Genomic DNA, 17,965 nt, shown 5'->3' with positions numbered 1-17,965 from the left:
ATGGCGCTATGACTATGCGCGTTCTTGTGGTCGATGACGATCCCGGTATCTCTGAAATGGTGGCGATCCTGCTGGAATCGGAAGGATACGCCGTGACGGTGTGTGCCACCGGCACCAATGCTCTGCCTATTTTCCGGGCGGAAACACCGGATATTGTGCTGCTGGACGTCATGCTTCCCGGGATGAGCGGGGTGGAAGTGGCCCGCCAGCTGCGCGAAGAAAGCGATGTGCCCATCATTATGATGAGCGCGCTCACCGATTCGGTGGACGTGGTGGCCGGCCTGGAGGCCGGGGCGGATGATTACGTCACCAAGCCTTTTGAGAACTCGGTGCTGCTGGCCCGCATTAAGGCGCGGCTGCGGCGTACCGAACCGGAAGCGGAAACCCTGCGGGTTGCCGATCTGGTTATCGATCCGCGCGCCCACCAGGTCACCCGCAACGGGGAAGATCTGCACCTGACACCCCTCGAATTCGAGCTGCTCACCACCCTGGCGCGCAAGCCCTACCAGGTGTTTTCCCGCGAAGAACTCCTGGAGCAGGTGTGGGGCTACCGCCACGATTCCACCGATACCCGCCTCGTCAATGTGCATATCCAGCGCCTGCGCTCCAAGGTGGAAAAGGACCCGGATAATCCCGAGGTGGTTATTACGGTGCGCGGGGTGGGCTACCGGGCGGGGGCAACCCAGGAGTGAGTCAATTTTCGCGGCGCGGCTATATTCATCGCAGCCTCGGGAGCATGGGGCGTGGCGCCCTCACCTCATTTTCACAATCGTGGCGCACTTCCCTCAACGCGCGGGTGGTTTCCGCAATTGTGGCGATCGGGGTGCTCACCAGTATCGTCACCGCGGTGATTGTTGCCAATCAAACGCGTTCGCAACTTTATGAGCGCGCGGTGAGCGCCGCCACCGAACAGTTCTACGGCGCCCGCTCCCAAGCCCAGTACGTTTTTGACTCCGCGAACGCCCAAACGTCCGGGGCGGTTCAGGAAATCGCCAACGCGCAGGTGCGCTCCCAATTTGAGCCGATCCGCGGGGTGGTGGGCACGGCCCTCATCCGCTCCCCGGGGCAGAATACCGGTAATTACCTGGTAGCCGATGTGGGGGCACCCACCCCGGCAACCGTCATGGATGTGCTCACCCCCGAATTACGCGAAGCCGTGCAGGAATCTTCCAGCCCGCAATGGCAGGCGGTGGCGATTGCTAAAGGGGAGGAATACACCCTCCCCGGGATTCTTATCGGCGCAACCGTACGCCTGCCCAATGCCGGCATGTATGAGTTCTACACGCTCTATTCCCTGGAAAACGAAGAAGTGACGGTGGCCCAGGTTTCCCGGGTGCTGATGCTCGCCACCATCGCCCTGCTCACCATCGTGGCGGTGGCCACCGGGGTGCTCGTCAATGTGGTCTTGAAGCCGGTGCGGGCGGCGGCGGAAAATGCCCGTCAGCTGGCCGGAGGCGCTTTTGATGTGCGTATGGATGACCGCGGGGAAGATGAATTAGCCCAGCTCGGTTCCGCCTTCAACCAGATGGCCGAATCGCTCCAGGACCAATTCACCCGCCTCGAGCGGCTCTCCCAGGTGCAGCAGAATTTCGTATCCGCGGTCTCGCACGAATTACGCACCCCGGTCACCACGATCCGGATGGCCGGCCAGCTCATTTACGATAAGCGTTCCGAACTGCCCTCCAGCCTGCGCCGTTCGGCTGAACTCCAGCATTCCCAACTTATTTCCCTGGACACCATGCTTTCCGATCTGCTGGAGATTTCCCGTTTCGATGCGGGTTCGATGGTGCTGGAAACCAGCAAAATCGACGTCGTAGAAATTGTGCGGCGCGTGATCATCTCCCAGGCTCCCCTCATCGAAGCGAACGGGGTGCCCGTCACGCTCTCCGCGCGCGGGGAAACCGTGGCGAGCGTGGACTCGCGCCGCATCGAACGCATCGTGCGCAACCTCGTGGTGAACGCGGTGGAGCATGCCGAAGGCGGGCCCGTCAAAGTGCGGGTGGTCGGTTCGGATACCGCGGTGGCGGTGGAAGTATCCGACCGCGGTATCGGCCTGAGCCCCGAGCAGGCCTCCCACGTTTTCGACCGTTTCTGGCGCGCGGATACCTCCCGGGTCCGCAAATCCGGGGGAACCGGCCTGGGCCTGACCATCGCCCGCGAGGACGCCCTGCTCCACGAAGGGCGACTGCAAGCCACCGGCGAATTGGGTGTGGGATCCACCTTCCTCCTCACCGTGCCCCGCACCCAAAAAGCGGCCTTCACCCCGCCGCTGCCCCTGCGGGTGGCGGCTGCCGAAGACTGGCAGGACAGCGGGGATATTCCCATTGAGATCGCGCGGGCGGATACCACCGGGTCCCTGCCCGCGGTGGGTACCACCGGCACGATTCCAGCTATCCGCGCAACTGCGGTAGCGCCGGTGGACGCAAGCGGCGGGGCCGCTGCGGCGTCGTCGCCGAAAAATGCGGTACCGGGCACGGGCGTTTCCGGTACGACGACGCACACCCAAAGCGCGCCCACCGGAACAATAGCGCCCACCGGTACGGCGGCGCCCACCGGGCCGGCGGGGAAGGAGGACGCATGAACACGCAGGTGCTGAAGAAAGCGGGGCGGGGGCGGGCCCTCGCGGTGCTGCTCAGCGTGGTGATCCTGGCGCTGGCCGGCTGCGGGCGGCTGCCGCGCTCCGGGCCGGTCAATGAGGCGAGCGTGCCTCCCACCGAAGAAGCTGTTTTCGGACTCACCCCGGCCGGCCCGGCCACCGGTGCCTCACCCGAAGAAGTGATCCGCGGTTTCCTGCTGGCCGGAAGCAGCGGGGCGGGCGACGATTACGCCACCGCCCGCCAATTCCTCACCAAAGAAGCCGGCCGCACCTGGAACCCGCGCTCCCAGGTGCGCGTCTACCCGAATTCTCAAAATATTTCCCCCACCCAACGCGAGGACGGCACCTACGTTATTTCGGTGACTGCGCAGGGAACCGTGGATACCGGCGGGCGCTACACCGAAGCCTCCACGGACGCCATCCACTCCACCACCTTCAAACTGGACCGCAATGCCAGCGGCGAATGGCGCATCGCGGAACTGGAAGACGGCATCATGATGACCGATAGCCTCTTCGCCTCCATGTACGTGCGCACCCCGCTGTATTTCATCGGTCCCGGCTCGGATACCATGGTGCCCGACCTGCGTTTCTACCCGCGGATGACCTTTATTTCCTCCACGATTGCCGGGCTGCTAGCCGGGCCCTCGCCCTGGCTTGCCGATGCGGTGCACTCGGAAATTCCTACCAGTTTGCGTATGGCCTCCAGTCCGAAACTGGAAAGCGGGGTGCTGACCTTGGATGTCACCGCGGAAATCTCCACCTTGAGCCGGGAATCCCAGGCGCGTGCCGTGCAGCAAATCCAGCGTTCCTTCACCGGCCAGAGCGTGGTGCCGGTGCATTCGGTGAATATTACGGTGTCCGGTGAGCCGCTCGATACCATCGCCATCGCTGACCTGCCCACGTATCCTTACGGGGCTTATGACCTCACGGTGCTGGAGAATAACCGGCCCTACAAGGTGGAAGAAGGCAAGACCCGCCCGGTCTTCAGCAGCGGGGTGTTCGACGATATCCAGGTGGCGCGCATGGCCGGGAACTATTCCGATTCGGTGGCCTCCTACGCCCTGCTCACCGCCCAGCGCGATGCCCTGGTGCGGGTGGGAAGCGATGGTTTCCAGCCTTTCACGATGGTGCGTGGAGAACGCCTGGTGGAGCCCTCCTATGACTACTGGGGTTGGGTGTGGACTTCCGAAACCGATAATAAGGGCGTGGTGCTCGCCGCGGCCGATGACGGCCGGGTGCGCGAGCTGACCGCGCCGTTCCTCAAGGGGGCGCGGATTCGCGAGGTGCGGGCTTCGCGTGAGGGCGCGCGGCTGCTCATCGTGGCGCAGGTGGGGGATACCGTGCAGATGCTCATTGCTCCCATCCAGCGCGATGCCCGCCACGAGCCGACGGCGCTCGGCGACCCCCTGGAAGTGGGGCAACGCCTGGCGGATGTGAGCTCGGTGGCGTGGATTTCCAGCACGGATATCGCGGTGCTCGGGCGCGCTACCGCCGGCACCGACCCGCTGATTTTCGCGGTTCGGGTGGGCGGGCCCATGGAACGCCTCAACGTCACGCCCTACCCCGGTTCGGTGCGGCTGACCGCCGGGCGCGGGGAGCAATCCATCGTGGTCCTCACCGACCAGCAGGTGGTTGCCACTCGCGACGGCGGGGCGTGGCGCCCGGTCGCCACCGGCGTCACGGATATTGTGCTGCCGGGGTAGCTGGGTTTCTCGAGGCGCCGGGTGTTCGGGGAGCTGCGCTTTTCGCGGCGCCGGGCTTTCCGGGAGCTGGGTTTTCGAGGCGCTGTCCACAAGTTCCCAAACGTCGCGCGTATCCACAGGCCGTTTGCGGGTAGCTGCGTTTTCGGGGCACGTGCGGCACGCTGGAGCCATGTTTATTGGTACGACGCCGCTCCCGCCGCCCCGCGCCCCATTGGCACGTAACGGTGGTGTTACTGGTGTGCTGCGCTCCTGGGCCGGTGCTCTAGGCGACCTCGTCTTCCCGCGCTGGTGTGCCGGATGCGGGGCCTGGGATGCCACCCTGTGCCCGGCCTGCACCCGCGCGGTAGCCGGCAGCTGGCGCGGCGGGGAAGGCCGCGCACCCGCGCTCATGCAGATCCTCCCCAACGGCGATGAAGAAGCCCTCTTCCCGGTTTTCGCCCTGGGGGAATACGTCGGGGTACGCCGGCAAGCACTCCTCACCTGGAAACACGGGAACGACGCCGCACTCACCGCCCGCTTCGCCACTCTTTTTGCGCAGCGCTGCCGGCAGCTCGCTCCGCTCTGGGAGGGCACGGCGCTCAGCGTTATTCCCGCGCCCTCGGGCGCGGCTCGCCATCGGGCCGGGCGTTTCATTGCCGGGCACCTGGCGCAGGCCGCCGCGCGGGGGCTGGTTGCCGGGGGAGTAGATGCGCGGGCCGCACCGGTGCTCATCAGCGGGGAAAGCGCGGGTAGTGGGCTACTCGGCGGCATCCTGCGCGGTGAAGCACCTGGCGGCGGGGCACTCGGCGCGCTTCCGGCGCGGCTCCTGACCCGCGCAAAACACGCGGCGCAAGAAAAGCGGGCCCGGGCCGGGCAGCGCCACCTTGCCGGTCAGCGGGAGCGGGCCGCAAAAGGCCGCGGGATCCGGCTGAGCCCGGGCATCACCATTCCCGGGCGGGTCATTCTTATTGACGATGTTCTCACCACCGGATCTACCCTGGCCGGTTGCGCCCGAGCCATCGCGCAGGCGGGTGGGCACGTGGTTGCGGCATTGGTCCTAGCCCTCGCTCCGGATCCGCGTCCAGCGAACTCGCGCACAGCGTTATCGCTGCTCCAGCCCTTTCAGAATGTTGTGAACTGAACTACACTTAATGCTACGAAATAACGGTGCCGGCCGCGCTAGCGGGCGAAACGAGCAATGGTGAACGTTGAGCCGCATGCGTGCCGGGTGACCCAGGATAGGGGGTGGTGCCTCTCTTATCCGCGTGAGAAGCGGGCATTTTTTCAGCGGGCCGCGCGCCCGCCACTACATCCCAAGGAGGACACCGTGGAGATTATCGTCAAGGGTAGGAACACTGAAGTTTCGGACCGTTTCCGCAATCACATTGAAGAAAAAATCGCGAAGGTGGAACAGTTCGCTCCGCGCGCTCAGCGCGTTGAGGTAGAGGTGTCGAAGGAAAAGAACCCCGCCCAAGCGGATAACTCGAAAGTTATCGAAATCACGGTTATTGATAAGGGCCCGGTTATCCGGGCTGAGGCCTCAGCTGCTGATCAGTACAGCGCCCTCGATCTAGCATCCGGAAAGCTTTTTGAGCGGCTGCGCCGCTCGCGTGATCGTCGCAAGTCCCATCGGCGTGTGGTTGAGAAGGTGGGCGAACCGCTCACGCTCACCGCGGAGGAGCTCGCGGCAGAAGCGCAGGTGGAGCCCGCGCCCGAAGCCGAGGTGGAAGCAACGCATCCCACCCGCCCCGAAACTACCGGGGAAGCGGTAGAAACCCAGCTGGGGGATTCCCCGGTTGTGGTGCGCGATAAGCTCTACGAAGCCAATCCCATGTCCGTGGACCAGGCTCTCTACGAAATGGAAATGGTAGGCCACCCCTTCTACCTCTTCATCGACGAAGAAACGAAGCAGCCGTGCGCGGTCTACCTGCGCCACGGCTGGACCTACGGGATTATTCGTCTCGACACCACGGTGCACTAAAGACTGCACCCCGGTGTGGCCCGCGCCGCACCTGCCGCACTGAGTAGCGGGATAGCAGCGGAATACAAGCGGGCCAAAGCCACGAATACACACCAAGGCGAGGGACCGAGCATTATGCCCGGTCCCTCGCCCTGTGCTCGGCCCCGCGCCCTGTGCTCGGCCCCGCGCCCTATGCTCGGCCCCTCGCCCTATTTCCCAGATCGTAACTGACCATGCGCAGCCGCCTCCGAAAACAAAGTGCGCATAAGAGCACCGTTTTCACCCGGTTTCATGTTCCTTACGCGCACTTGACGGGGTTGACGGTTCGAAATGCGCACTCTGAGGAGGAGAGAGACCGGGTCGGATAACAAAGTGGTACTGGAGCTACAGCCAATCCCCGATTTTCTGTCGTGCAGTACCACTCTGTGTGGCTCGATGTTCCCCAGTACCACCCTGCCCGCCGTGCGCGCGGCTCGCTAAGATAGGGGAGGTGAACGCAGAAGGAGAGTTAGCCGTGACACATGCATCCCCCGCCCCCGAGCAAGCCACCCCGGAACGCCCCTATCGGGTAGCGGTGATCGGCGCGGGACCGGCCGGGATTTACGCCTCGGATATCCTCAGCAAATCCGATATCCCGGTCAGCATTGACCTTTTCGATAAGCTGCCCACTCCCTACGGCCTGGTCCGTTACGGGGTCGCGCCTGACCACCCGCGCATCGGCTCGATTATCAAAGCCCTCCACGCCATCCTCAAACGCGGCGATATTCGCTTCCTCGGAAATGTGAAAATCGGGGAAGACGTTCACATGTCCGAAATTCACGAGTTTTACGATGCCGTCGTCGTCGCCACCGGCGCCGATCAATCCGTACCCCTGGACGTCCCGGGCGCCGATCTTCCGGAAGTCTACGGGGCCGCGGATTTTGTTTCCTGGTATGACGGCCACCCGGATGTGCCGCGCACCTGGCCCCTGAATGCCCGCAACGTCGCGGTTATCGGGGTGGGGAATGTGGCCCTCGATATTTCCCGCATCCTCGTGCGTTCCGCGGACGATCTGCGCGCCCACACCGATATTCCGGAGAATGTGGAGCGCGGGCTGCGCGCTAACCCCGTCGAACACGTGCATATCTTCGGGCGGCGCGGCCCGGCCCAGGTAAAGTTCACCCCACTTGAGCTGCGCGAATTGAGTGAAGTGGCCGGGGTGGATATCCAGGTCTACCCCGAAGATTTCCAATACGATGCCGGCTCCCAAGAAGCCCTGGATTCCTCGAAGATGACCCGCCAGGTAGTCGACCTTCTCACGGATTGGGTCTTCAACGATCCGGAAGAAATGACCGCCCCGCGCCGAATCCACATCCACCTCATGCAGGCGCCGGTGGAAATCCTCGGCACGGATCACGTGACCGGCATCCGCATGGAACGCACCCAGCTCCAGGGGGATGGCACCGTGACCGGCACCGGCGAAACCGTGGATTACCCGGTGGAAGCCGTCTATAGCGCTATCGGCTACGCCTCCGAACCGCTGGACGGGCTGCCCTGGGATCCCATCCACCGGGTCATCCCGAATGAGGAAGGTCGTATCGTCACCGATACGGGGGAGACCATCCCCGGCTACTACGTGACCGGGTGGATCAAACGCGGCCCCGTGGGCCTGATCGGCTCCACGAAATCCGATGCGCGCCAAACCATCCGCCACCTCGTTGCCGACGCCCAAGCCGGCATCGCGCGCGCCACCGGGGACGGCTCGGGCGGGCGCGGGCTCCTCGACCTCCTCACCGAACGCGGCGTGAAATGGACCACTTGGGAAGGGTGGGAGCTCCTGGAAGCTTTCGAGGAAAACCTCGGCGCCCAGCAGGGCCGCGCCCGCGTCAAGGTGGTCAATCGTGACACGATGACCGCGATTTCCCGCGGGGAGTCGCACGACGGCGCACTTCTCTAACCATCCGCTCATCCCTCACCTTCCGCGACAGAAAGAAGAACGCTTATGCACGGCGAATACAAGGAACTCGGCCAGAAAATGGCCATTGTTGACCTGGACGTGGTCGATAACAAACTCGCGAATGTTCGCCTCTCTGGTGATTTCTTCATCGAACCGGATAGCGCGCTGTGGCGTATCACCGATGCCATCGAGGGGCTGAGCGCGGATGCTTCCGCGGAGGATATTGCCCAGGTGGTGGAAGCGGCGGTGCTCCCCACCGATAACCTCTTCGGGCTGAGCCCACGCGGGGTCGCGGTGGCGGTGCGCCGCGCCGTCGGCCACGCCCTGGCCTGGGAAGATATCGATTTCGAGGTCCTTCACACCCCGGTTATCCACCCGGTTCTCAATATGACCATGGATGAAACCCTCCCCGAAGCGGTGGCCCGCGGGGAACACAAGCCCTTCTTGCGTATCTGGGAATGGGACCGCCCGCTCGTGGTCATGGGCTCCTACCAGTCCTATTCCAATGAGATCAACCAGGACGGGGTGGACCGCCACGGGATTACCGTGGGCCGGCGCATTACCGGCGGGGGCACCATGTTCATGGAGCCGGGCAATTGCATCACGTATTCGCTGGTGGTGCCCACCGCGCTCGTGGACGGGATGTCCTTCCTGGAGTCCTATCCCTTCCTGGATGCCTGGGTGATCGAAGCCCTCGCGCGGGTGGGGGTTAAAGCCCACTACGTCCCCCTCAATGACATCGCCTCCGACCGCGGCAAAATCGGCGGCGCCGCCCAGAAGCATTTCGCGACCGGCTATATGGTTCATCACGTCACCCTCGCCTATGACATCGACGCGGACAAAATGATGGACGTGCTCAATATGGGCAGCGCGGGCAAAAAGAACCGCGGGCACCGCTCCGCGAACAAGCGCGTGGACCCCATGAAGAGCCAGACCGGGATGGAACGCGACGCCATTATCGAAGTATTCAAAGACGTTTTCACCCAGAAATACGGCGCGAGCCAGGGGCAGATCACCGCGGAGGACCTGCGCGTGGCCCAGGAACGCTACGAGGCGAAATTCTCCACGCCCGAATGGATTCACCGCCTGCCCTAAGTTCGGTTGCGGCGCATGGGCGCGCTATTGCATTGCGTACGTGCGCGGTAGTGCGCGTGCGTGCGCGTAAGCGTGTATATGGGCCCTGCGGCACGTGCGTACGCACCCTTGCACGCGTAGGTACGACGGCGCAGCTAGCGGTCGGCGCGCTCGCCGGGCAGCCGGGGGAGTGGTGGTGGCCACGTTCCCGCCTCAAAAGTTGACAGTAACTTTCCTCCCTGGGTAATCTCATCTGGTGCCTTACGGAAGGGCGGCCACGAAGCCTTTCTTCCGCGGGGTGAAAAACACTTCTTCGGAAGTTATATTGGCGGGTTTCCCGAGCGGCCAAAGGGACCTGACTGTAAATCAGATGCGTTACGCTTCGTAGGTTCGAATCCTACACCCGCCACGAAATGTCGAAATGGTTGATCTGTTTCACATTTCTCGCACTGTTGGTTTTTCAGCGTGAATCGAGTAAGCTTGGTACTCGTTGCGAAATCGGCATCGCCCCGATAGCTCAGTCGGCAGAGCGTCTCCATGGTAAGGAGAAGGTCAAGAGTTCGATTCTCTTTCGGGGCTCCGTTGCCGCCTCATGCGGTGACATGAGGCGGGGTAGCTCAGATGGTCAGAGCGCACGACTCATAATCGTGAGGTCGCGGGTTCAATCCCCGCCCCCGCTACTGACTACCAGTAGGGCACAACCTTGAGGAGAAAAAGGAATGGCTAGCAAGTCTGCTGACGTGCGTCCCAAGATCACCCTCGCCTGCGAGGTGTGCAAGGAACGTAATTACATCACGAAGAAGAACCGCCGCAACGATCCGGATCGTCTGCAGCTGAAGAAGTACTGCTCGCGGTGCAATGCCTCCACGAACCATCGCGAAACCCGCTAATAGCGCGGTAGCGTGACGGTATCCCACCCGGGATGAACCCCGGCCGGGATGCACAGCTCAAGGGAAGCCTGAACGGGCTTCCCTTTTTGCGTATCTGATGGCCCCGGCTGCGCCGTCGTCCCACTAGCGCGCGGGCTGAAGCTGCGCCGTCGCCGCGAAAGCCGTAGGCTAGAACAATGAGCTGTACTCTTCCCGAACCACCCGAACCGCATCACGTGAGCGCGCCGGTGCTCTCCACCCGGGCCCGCAGCGGAGCTACCACCCTCGCCGAACTCACCACCATCGGCGTGGGCGGAACCTTCACCGAACTCGTGGAAGCCACCACCGAAACCGAGGTGGTGGATACCGTACGCCGGGCGGACGCGGCCGGCACCCCGCTCCTCGTTATTGGGGGCGGCTCGAATATCCTGCCCGCGGATAGCCATTTTGACGGGATTGTGCTGCGCGATATGCGCTCCGGGATCGTGTTGGATTCGCTGGGCAGCTGCGAAGGCGCGAATTTTTCCGCGCTGCCGGGAACCCCGTGGGATGACCTCGTGGTCCACGCGATTTCCCAGGATTGGGGCGGTTTTGAAGCGCTCTCCGGGATTCCGGGAACCGTTGGCGCGGCGCCGGTGCAAAATATCGGGGCCTACGGGCAGGAAGTCGCTGCGACCCTCGCGCGTCTCAAGGTTTATGACCGGCGCGAAGAACGCATCCGCACGCTGTTCCTCGCGGATATGCGCCTGGGCTACCGCACCTCAATTCTCAAGGAAACCATCGGGGAATACGGGCCGAGCCCGCGGTATATCGTCCTTGAGGTGACCTTCCAAACGAAGCTCTCCAATGTGTCCGATCCCATCGGCTACGCGCAGCTGGCCCGCCACCTCGGGGTGGAGCTCGGGGCGCGGGTGCCTTCGGAAACGGTGAGGGAGGCGGTGCTGGAGCTGCGCGGTAGCAAAGGCATGGTCCTCAATAATGCCGACCGCGATACGTATTCGTGCGGTTCTTTCTTCACCAACCCGGTGCTCACCACCGCGCAGGCGCAGCGGCTCCCGGAAGACGCCCCGCGTTACGAGGTGCACGACGCCGCGCACGCAACTCTGAGCGGCGGTGTTCCCGTGGTAGACGGGCTGGTCAAGACCTCAGCCGCCTGGCTGATTGAGCATGCCGGGTTCACCCGGGGCTACGGGCACGGCCCGGCGCGGCTCTCTTCCAAGCACACCCTGGCGCTCACCAATGCCGGGGGAGCCACCGGTGCGCAGCTGCGTGCCCTCGCCCGGGAAATCCAGGCCGGTGTGAAAGATGCCTTCGGGGTGGTGCTCCATCCCGAGCCGGTGGTGCTCGGCGGCCTGGAAGCCTAGTCCTCTTCTGCCAGCCAGGCATCAACCTCCGCGAGCCAGGCTCGCTTCGAGGAAGCGGAGGCGAAGGACGCGCGGATGGAACGGCGAGCCAACTCGGCCAACTCCGCATCGGAGAAGCCCTGCCGGCGCGCGATCTCATACTGGGCATTGAGGCGGGCCAGGAAGAGCAGCGGGTCATCGGCACCCAGGGCGATGATTGCCCCGGCGTCGAACAGGGTACGCAGGGGAACATCGTCATTTTCGCGGAATACCCCGAGCGACACATTCGAGGCAGGGCATACCTCCAGCGCGATTCCGCGCTCCACAATCTCACCGATGAGGGCGCGATCCTCGGCGGCCCGCACCCCGTGGCCGAGCCGGTCCGGATTCAGGTGCGTGATGACCTCGCGCAAATGCTCGGGGCCGAGCAGCTCCCCGCCGTGGGGAACCGAACGCAGGCCGGCCCGCCTGGCGATGCGGAAAGCTGCCTCGAATTCCGCGGTGCGCCCGCGCCGCTCATCATTGGAAAGCCCAAAACCCACAACCTCACCGGGAGCATCCCCGGCGTAGCGGGCGGCCAGACGGGCCAGGGTGCGCGCATCGAGCGGGTGGCGGGTGCGCGAGGCCGCCACAATAACACCCACCTCCACCCCGGTATCCCGGGTGGCCGCTTTCGCCTCGTCTAAAACAATTTCGAGGGCCGGGGTGATACCGCCAACGTAGGGGGCGTAGGAGGTCGGGTCGATTTGAATTTCCAGGCGCCGCGATCCTTCCGCCCGGTCGGCCCGGGCTGCTTCGCGTACGATCCGCCGCATTGCTTCTTCAGATTGAACGACGGCGCGCGCGGCATCGTAGGCACGTTGGAATCGGAACCAGCCGCGCTGGTCCGCGGGCACCTGCATCGCCACATTATCGGTGAGGTTCTCGGGCAGGCGCACCCCGGCGTGGCGGGCCATGTCGACGAGACTGGGCACGCTCAGCGAACCGGTGAAGTGCAGATGCACATGGGCTTTGGGGAGGGCAGCAAGGTCACGCACCCCTCCATCTTCCCACGCCGGCGGCGAGCGTGGCGCGCGGGTATCCGCGCGTGTGCCGGCCGAGCATCCGCACGCGTGGCGCGCGCCCGCATTGTGCCACCGGGGTGGATGCGGCACTATTGTTCTATGGCTGCATCTTCGGAAAGCGCTGATTTAGCGCTGCTGACCGGCCCGGACGCCGGGTCGATGCTCGCCACCGCGCTTCCCGCTTGGCAGCTCCTCTCCTGGGCGGTCCACCGCGTCAATCACCGCCCCGGGGCCGGCGTGACCGTGAGCTACACCGTGACGGCGCGCGCCCGCGGAGAAGGCGGGCGCCCCACCGGCCAAGCGCGCGAAAAATACGTATGTGCATCCACCGCGCAGCTCTCCCAAACTTTCACCCCCACCCTCGTGCGCCTCACCCACCGCGATACTGCCGTGTGGGTCTGGGAATATCCCCATGATCCCGAGCTTCCCGCGCTTCCGCTGGCCGTCACCCCGAGCCGAATGTCGGCATTCCTGGGAGAAAAAGTAGCGGTGGAGCTCAAAAGCTACCGGCCCACCAGGCGCGCCGTCGTCAAAGTCACCACCGCGGGTGGCGGAAGTGCTTTCGCGAAGGTGCTGCGCCCACCGGCCGCGCAGTCCCTGGCCAAACGCCATCGCATGCTCGGCCAGGCCGGGGTGCTCGCGCCGCGGGTGGTGCGTGAAGATCCGAGCGGCCTCGTTCTTATTTCCACCCTCCCGGGCGAGCCGCTAGCCAATTGGCTGGCCCGCGGGCTGGGGGACCAGAGCGTCGCGCTTTTCGATACCCTGTGGAATCTGCAAGAAAGCCTGCCGGCCGCGGCCATCCACCTCACCCACCGGCCGGCCTGGGCGGATCGGGTGGGCCACTACGCGCACGCCGCCGCGGTAGCGCTCCCCGGAATCGCGGCTCGCGCCCACGCGGTAGCCAGCGGAGTCACGGAGATGATGGCCAGCCTCGATCCCGGGCCTATCGTGCCCGTGCACGGCGATTTTTACGAAGCCAATATTTTCGTGCAGCGCGGGCCCGCGGTAGGCGTGCCCGCGCCAATGGGGACTGCGGTAGGCGCGCCCGCGCCAACGGGGCCCGCCGCGCCCAGCGCTACCGGCTGGATGGCCGGCGTTATTGATGTGGATTCCCTCGGGCCGGGCTACCGCGCTGATGACTGGGCCTGCCTGCTCGGGCATATGAGCGTGCTACCCCACCTGGCCCCGGCCGCCTACCCGCACCTGCGTTCCATCCTGGGGCAGTGGTGCGCCTTGCTGGAACAGCGTTTACCTGCCGCGCCCGTGTACGCGCGGGCAGCCGGGGTCACGCTCTCCCTCGTTGCCGGGGCCGCCCGCACCGACGGCACCCGCTGGGAACACGATGCCCTCGGGCGGCTGCGCGAAGCCGAATACTGGCTCTCCCGAGCGCGCTACCTGGCCGGATACGGAGGAAATGCCTACCCGCGGGGCTAGCTGCGCTCCCGATACACCCGCTGCCCGGCGAGCGGCGTCGTCGTTAAAACCCGGATTTTTCGTCACCTGACAGTGCCGCACCCACCACGCACAAACAATACTGTTCACCCGCTCGTTACATTGTGCTTGCTTTCCGGTAAATGAGTTAAGTGAACCTTAGAGGGCCCACGTTCTGTTAGAAGGGATAAAAGGACAATGGGATCCTCACATTTCACTGCCCGGCGCGCGGTGGCAGCAGCAGCTGTGGCCGCCGTCGGCTTCTCGGCGCTCGCGGGAGGTGCCGCTTCGGCGGAAAATACCACCTACCGCACCGCGAACGGGCCGGAAAACTGCGTTATTTTTGATTCGCAAGGCAACGTTATTCCGCCCAAACCCGGCGATTGCGCGCAATTCGGTAAGGCGGGTCAGGGGCGTTCCAACGCCAAGGCCCGCAACGTCATCCTCATTATTGGTGATGGCATGGGCCAGTCGGAAATCACCGCGGCCCGCAACTACCTCAAGGGCGCCTCGGGGCGTTTCGAAGGTATTGACGAACTCACCTCCGAAGGTATGTACACGCACCATTCCCTCTACAAGGATGGTGCTTTCAATTACGTGACTGATTCGGCCGCCTCGGGAACCGCCTGGGCCACCGGTACGAAGACGTACAACGGAGCCATCGGCGTGGATCTGGCCGGCAAGCCGGTGCAGAACCTCATTGAGCAGGCCAAGAACGCCGGGATGCGTACCGGCAACGTGACCACCTCCGATATTCAGGATGCCACCCCGGCCGTGATGGGTGCGCATTCCACCAGCCGCAGCTACTACGCTCCCTCCGGTAACTCGAAGCCGGCCAAGGGCGCGGACCTGCGTGAAAACGGCGGGCTCGGCTCCATCTCGGAGCAGATTGTGGACACCCGCGCGGACGTGACCCTGGGCGGCGGCGCGAAGTACTTCGACGCCATGGTGACCACCGCCTCCGGGAACACCAACCCCTTCCTCGAGGGGGCGGCCAAGTACAACACCCAGTGGGAAGCCAATAAGTCGGTTCTGGACAACGCTCGCGCGAATGATTTCCAGGTGGTGACCACCGCTGATGAACTCGCGGGAATCACCAAGGCGAACCAGGATTCTCCGGTTCTCGGGCTATTTGCGCCCTCGAATATGACCACGGCCTACAAGTCCTCCCAGGCGAAGGTCGGCGGGGCAAAGGCCGATCCGCTCACCTGCGAAAAGCAGGATATTGGCACCGAGCCTGAACTTGTGGATATGACCCGCAAGGCCATTGAACTTCTCGATGACCCGAGCGCGGAGAAGGGCTTCTTCCTCCAGGTTGAATCCGCCTCTATCGACAAGCGCGATCACGCCTCGGATGCCTGCGGGCAGATCGGGGAAACTGATCGCCTCGACCAGGCCACCAAGGTTGCCCTGGACTTCGCGAAGAAGGACGGGCAGACCCTCGTTATCGTGACCGCGGACCACTCGCATACCGCGCAGATTGTGTCCGACGGCGACGACCACGTGGGCCCCGTGACCCGCCTGACCACCGCCGATGGTTCGCCCATGTCCATCCTTTACGGCACCACGAAGGTCGCTGAAGATGGCACGAATGCCGGTTCCCAGCAGCACACCGGCGCGCAGCTGCGCGTGGCCGCCTACGGCCCCGGTGAAGAAAATGTGCTGGGCCAAACCGACCAGACCGATCTTTTCTACACCATCGGTAACGCACTTTCCCTCAACGCCGAAGCCTCCACCGCCGCCAGCGATGCCAATCTGGCCAAGCCGGTAGCCGGTGGGGCCAAGATGGCCATCGCCGTGGACGAAAACGGCAAGGTGACCGTGCCGGCCCCCGGTGATTTCGCCCAGTACGGCAAGGACGGCGAGCAGCGCTCGGACGCCAAGGCCAAGAACGTGGTGCTCTTCATCGGTGACGGGATGGGCGATTCGGAGATCACCTCCGCCCGTAACTACCTTTACGGGGCGAACGGGCGCCTGCCCGGTATCGATAACCTCGACTACACCGGGTCCTACACCCACTTCTCCATTGATCGCGACGGCGCCATCAACTACGTGACCGATTCGGCCGCTTCGGGTACCGCCTGGGCCACCGGCACCAAGACCTACAACGGCGCTATCGGCGTGGACCTGGCCCAGAAGCCCCGGGAGAACCTCCTGGAGAAGGCGAAGCGGGCCGGGCTCAAGACCGGTAATATCACCACCTCGGAAGTGCAGGATGCCACCCCGGCGGTCATGGGTGCTCACGTGACCAGCCGCTCGCATTACGCTCCCTCCGGGAACGCAAAGCCCGCCAAGGGTTCCGATCTGCGTGAAAACGGCGGGATGGGTTCGATTTCCGAACAGCTCGTGGATACCCGTGCGGACGTGACGATGGGCGGCGGCGCGAAGTACTTCGACGCCGAGGTTCAGGTGTCCGGTACCTGGGGTGAGACGACGCGGTGGACGGCCGGTAAGTCCGTGCTGGAAAACGCGCGCGATAATGACTTCCAGATTGTGACGACGGCGGAGCAGATGGCTGCCCTGACCGAAGCCAACCAGGATAAGCCGGTCCTCGGTCTCTTCACCCCGGGCAATATGCCGCGCATGTTCAACGAGTCGGTGCCCACCCCAGGCAAGCCGACAACCTACGAGACCTGCACGATTAACGAAGCCCGGACCGCCGATGTTCCCACCCTGGCGGCCATGACCCAGAAGTCCATGGATCTGCTCAAGAACGACGCCGGATTCTTCCTCCAGGTGGAAGCCGCCTCGATTGATAAGGCTGATCACGGGGCGGATGCCTGCGGTCAGATTGGCGAACTGGACGATTTGGATCAGGCAGTTGCGGTGGCGCAGCGCTGGGCCAAGGAGAATGGTGAACCCACTCTTATCCTCGTGACCGCCGATCATGCCCACACCTCGCAGATCGTGGGTGCGGGAAGCACGACCTCCGGCGTGAACACCATCCTCAAGACGGTTGATGGCGACTACATGCAGATGTCCTATAACACCGCGGCCTCCAATGAGGTGGCGCGCGGCGGCCAGGGCCACACCGGTGCCCAGCTGCGTATCGCGGCCTCCGGCCCGGGTGCGGAAAACGTGATCGGGCGTACCGATCAGACCGACCTGCACTACACCGTGGCGAATGCGCTCGGCCTGGATAAGGAATCGCAGCCGGTGGTCAATCAGTTCGTGAAGGAAGGTGCCAAGCCGGATCCGAGTGTTGATCCCAGCGCTGACCCGAGCGTGAATCCGACGCCGGAACCGGGTACGGATCCGAGCGGTGATCCCACCGTCCCGGCCGAGCCTTCCGATAACGGCAACACCTTCTACGTATCCAATAACTGGACCGCCACCGTGGCCCAGGCTGTCTTCAGCTTCGGGCGCGCCGGCGACGACGTGCTCGTGGGCGACTGGAACGGGGATGGCAAGGATAGCTTCGCGGTGCGCCGCGGGAACACCTTCTACGTCTCCGATACCCTCGCGGGCGGCAAGGCACCCATCGAATTCTCCTACGGTAAGGCCGGGGACACCGTGCTCGTGGGTGACTGGGATGGCGACGGTAAGGACACCTTCGCGGTCCAGCGCGGCAACACCTTCTACGTGGCGAACTCCCTCAAGAGCGGTAACGCGGATGAAGTCATCAGCTACGGCCGCTACGGGGATACCCCGCTGGTCGGTGACTGGGATGGCGATGGCAAGGACACCTTCGCGGTACGCCGCGGCAATGTCATCTTCGTCAAGAACGCCATTGTTTCGGGTAACGCCGATACCGAGTTCTCCTACGGCAAGGCCGCGGACGAAGTTTTCACCGGAGATTTCGACGGTAACGGAACCGATACCTTCGCGGTGCGCCGCGGCAACGCGCTGCTCGTGAAGAACTCCCTCAATGCCGGCCCGGCCGATCTCACGCTCCACTACGGACGCGTGGCCGACGAACTCTTCGTTGGTGACTGGGACGGTAACGGCACCGATACCCCGGCGGTGCGGCGCTAAATACCGACGCTCAGCTGCCTGAATAACGGGTCAAG

General features: G+C 64.1%; 12 protein-coding genes and 3 tRNA genes. 14 read left to right on the top strand and 1 reads right to left on the bottom strand.

Annotated features, from left to right (window positions below; genetic code table 11):
- Positions 1-8: 8 nt before the first annotated feature.
- The 12 genes from mtrA to ACRQEG_RS00495 all read left to right on the top strand — a co-directional run bounded on the left by mtrA (position 9) and on the right by ACRQEG_RS00495 (position 11,481).
- Positions 9-692: an MtrAB system response regulator MtrA gene (mtrA, locus tag ACRQEG_RS00550; protein ID WP_026428307.1), complete on the top strand. Its 684-nt coding sequence runs from the start codon at positions 9-11 to the stop codon at positions 690-692.
- Positions 689-2,581, top strand: a complete 1,893-nt coding sequence (gene mtrB / locus ACRQEG_RS00545; RefSeq protein WP_257960158.1) for an MtrAB system histidine kinase MtrB — start codon at positions 689-691, stop codon at positions 2,579-2,581. The genes mtrA and mtrB overlap by 4 nt, the downstream gene beginning before the upstream one ends.
- A complete protein-coding gene (locus ACRQEG_RS00540; protein WP_101595366.1) occupies positions 2,578-4,299 on the top strand; it encodes an LpqB family beta-propeller domain-containing protein in 1,722 nt (573 codons plus the stop codon). The genes mtrB and ACRQEG_RS00540 overlap by 4 nt, the downstream gene beginning before the upstream one ends.
- Positions 4,300-4,468: 169 nt before the next feature.
- Positions 4,469-5,419, top strand: a complete 951-nt coding sequence (locus ACRQEG_RS00535) for a ComF family protein (RefSeq protein WP_145989742.1) — start codon at positions 4,469-4,471, stop codon at positions 5,417-5,419.
- Between the two features lie 186 nt (positions 5,420-5,605).
- A complete protein-coding gene (gene hpf / locus ACRQEG_RS00530; RefSeq protein ID WP_087070522.1) occupies positions 5,606-6,259 on the top strand; it encodes a ribosome hibernation-promoting factor, HPF/YfiA family in 654 nt (217 codons plus the stop codon).
- A 493-nt stretch (positions 6,260-6,752) separates the two neighbouring features.
- Complete coding sequence (locus ACRQEG_RS00525; protein ID WP_087070524.1) at positions 6,753-8,174, top strand: FAD-dependent oxidoreductase; 1,422 nt, start codon at positions 6,753-6,755, stop codon at positions 8,172-8,174.
- 45 nt (positions 8,175-8,219) lie between these two features.
- Positions 8,220-9,269 (top strand): lipoate-protein ligase small subunit, encoded by a 1,050-nt coding sequence (gene lplB / locus ACRQEG_RS00520; protein ID WP_087070525.1) that lies wholly within the window; start codon positions 8,220-8,222, stop codon positions 9,267-9,269.
- 306 nt (positions 9,270-9,575) lie between these two features.
- Positions 9,576-9,657, top strand: a tRNA-Tyr gene (locus ACRQEG_RS00515).
- A 97-nt stretch (positions 9,658-9,754) separates the two neighbouring features.
- A tRNA-Thr gene (locus ACRQEG_RS00510) sits at positions 9,755-9,827 on the top strand.
- A gap of 27 nt (positions 9,828-9,854) precedes the next feature.
- Positions 9,855-9,928: transfer RNA gene (locus tag ACRQEG_RS00505), tRNA-Met, on the top strand.
- 39 nt (positions 9,929-9,967) lie between these two features.
- Positions 9,968-10,138 carry a 50S ribosomal protein L33 gene (rpmG, locus tag ACRQEG_RS00500; RefSeq protein WP_016443127.1) on the top strand — a complete coding sequence of 57 codons (171 nt, stop codon included), beginning with the start codon at positions 9,968-9,970 and terminating at the stop codon, positions 10,136-10,138.
- 176 nt (positions 10,139-10,314) lie between these two features.
- Entirely contained in the window at positions 10,315-11,481 is a 1,167-nt protein-coding gene (locus ACRQEG_RS00495; protein ID WP_087070526.1) for a UDP-N-acetylmuramate dehydrogenase, read from the top strand.
- On the opposite strand, the gene ACRQEG_RS00490 is transcribed toward ACRQEG_RS00495, so the two are convergent.
- Positions 11,478-12,497, bottom strand: a complete 1,020-nt coding sequence (locus ACRQEG_RS00490; protein WP_087070527.1) for an adenosine deaminase — start codon at positions 12,495-12,497, stop codon at positions 11,478-11,480. The two genes, ACRQEG_RS00495 and ACRQEG_RS00490, sit on opposite strands and share 4 nt — an antisense overlap.
- A gap of 126 nt (positions 12,498-12,623) precedes the next feature.
- On the opposite strand from ACRQEG_RS00490, the gene ACRQEG_RS00485 reads away from it, so the two are divergent.
- Both ACRQEG_RS00485 and phoA read left to right on the top strand, forming a co-directional pair.
- Positions 12,624-13,958, top strand: coding sequence for a phosphotransferase (locus tag ACRQEG_RS00485; RefSeq protein ID WP_234984476.1), 1,335 nt, complete (start codon positions 12,624-12,626; stop codon positions 13,956-13,958).
- Positions 13,959-14,153: 195 nt separating this feature from the next.
- Positions 14,154-17,930: an alkaline phosphatase gene (phoA, locus tag ACRQEG_RS00480; RefSeq protein ID WP_087070528.1), complete on the top strand. Its 3,777-nt coding sequence runs from the start codon at positions 14,154-14,156 to the stop codon at positions 17,928-17,930.
- The last annotated feature ends 35 nt before the right edge of the window (positions 17,931-17,965 follow it).

It is taken from the genome of Actinotignum stranguriae, from assembly GCF_051265215.1.
GTDB classification, from domain to species: Bacteria; Actinomycetota; Actinomycetes; order Actinomycetales; family Actinomycetaceae; genus Actinotignum; species Actinotignum schaalii_C.
The sequence above is the reverse complement of the archived record's forward strand: the minus strand, read 5'-3'. Positions and strand labels throughout refer to the sequence as shown.